Genomic DNA, 1688 nt, shown 5'->3' with positions numbered 1-1688 from the left:
GGCAATCGGGCCTCGCGTCTCCCGCTGCGGACGGACATCCCGACGCGGCCCCGCACCCAAAAGCCGAGCCGCAACCCCCACCCACCCAGGGGCGCGAGGAACTGCGCGAGCAACCACGACGGCTCGCAGCCAACGGACCCCCCCGACCCCTGCTCACCCAGGGGCGCGGGGAACTGCGTGATCAGCCACAACGCACCCGCACCATGTCACCGCCAACCCCCGGAGGGCCCCGTGGGGGAGACTCGGGGTATGCGTACTGCGTACAGCGTGGAGACGGTGAGGGGCGCCGAGCGGGAGCTGATGGCACGGCTGCCGGACGGGGCCTTGATGCAGCGGGCGGCGGCCGGACTGGCCGCGGCCTGCGCCGAGTTGCTGGGGCGGGTGTACGGCAGCCGGGTCGTCCTGCTGGTCGGCAGCGGGGACAACGGCGGCGATGCCCTCTATGCCGGGGCCCGGCTGGCCCGCCGCGGCGCGGGCGTCGTAGCCGTGCTGCTCGCGCCCGACAGGACCCACAGTGGTGGGCTCGCGGCCCTGCGCCGGGCCGGCGGCACCGCAGTGCGCGGGGCGGACGCGGCGGCAGAACCGATCCGTCGCGCCGACCTCGTCGTCGACGGGATCGTCGGCATCGGCGGCAAGGGCGGCCTGCGGCCCGACGCCGCCCCCCTCGCGGACCTGGCCCGCGAAACCCGCGCCGCCGTCGTGGCCGTAGACCTGCCCAGCGGCGTCGAGGCCGACACCGGGGAGGTACGGGGCGCCGCCGTACGGGCCGATCTGACCGTGGCCTTCGGGACGCACAAGCCCGGGCTGCTCGTCGACCCCGCGAAGGAGTACGCCGGATCCGTGCGGCTCGTCGACATCGGGCTCTCACTGCCCGACGAGGCGGACCTCGAAGCGTTGCAGCACGCCGACGTGGCGGCGCTGCTGCCCGTGCCCGGGGCCGAGAGCGACAAGTACCGGCGCGGGGTCGTGGGAATCGTGGCCGGGTCCGCCCGGTACCCCGGCGCGGCCGTGCTGGCCGTCGCCGGGGCCCTGCGGGGCGGGGCCGGGGCCGTACGGTACGTCGGGCCGGCCGGGGACGCGGTGATCGCGAGGTTCCCGGAGACGCTGGTGTCGGACGGTTCGCCCGAGCGTGCCGGGCGGGTGCAGGCCTGGGTCGCGGGGCCGGGGGTCGGCGACGACGCCGATTCCGTGGCGGCCGTGCTGAGGGCCGACGTGCCGGTCCCCGTGGACCCCGACGGGCTGCGGCTCGCCGAGCGCGACGTCGTACGGGCCCGGACCGCGCCCACGCTGCTCACGCCGCACGCCGGTGAGGCCGCCGCGCTGCTCGGTGTCTCACGGGACGAGGTCGAGGGGGCCCGGCTGGCCTCCGTACGGGAACTCGCGGCGGCGTACGGGGCGACCGTGCTGCTCAAGGGGTCGACCACCTTGGTGGCCGACCCCGGGGGCGGGGCCGTGCGGGTGAACGCCACCGGCACGGCCTGGCTCGCCACCGCGGGGAGCGGGGACGTGCTGTCGGGGCTGACCGGATCGCTGCTCGCCGCCGGGCTCGGGGCGCTGGACGCCGGCAGCGTGGGGGCGTATCTCCACGGGCTGGCGGGGCGGTTCGCGGCGGACGGGGCGCCCGTGGGGGCGTACGACGTGGCCGACGCGGTGCGGGAGGCGTGGCGGGACGTCATGGAGGGCTGAGC

At 77.1% G+C, this 1688-nt stretch carries 1 protein-coding gene; it reads left to right on the top strand.

All coding sequences use genetic code 11. The annotated features are described in order from the left end of the window. Window positions 1–249 precede the first annotated feature (249 nt). Complete coding sequence (locus tag O3Q52_RS52810) at window positions 250–1686, top strand: NAD(P)H-hydrate dehydratase (protein ID WP_269655504.1); 1437 nt, start codon at window positions 250–252, stop codon at window positions 1684–1686. Window positions 1687–1688 lie beyond the last annotated feature (2 nt).

Source organism: Streptomyces sp. ActVer (assembly GCF_027270795.1).
Lineage (GTDB): Bacteria > Actinomycetota > Actinomycetes > Streptomycetales > Streptomycetaceae > Streptomyces > Streptomyces umbrinus_A.
The sequence above is the reverse complement of the archived record's forward strand: the minus strand, read 5'-3'. Positions and strand labels throughout refer to the sequence as shown.

Coding starts and splice junctions, on each gene's coding strand:
- O3Q52_RS52810 (WP_269655504.1), top strand. CDS start 250: ATGCGTACTGCGTACAGCGTGGAGACGGTGAGGGGCGCCGAGCGGGAG.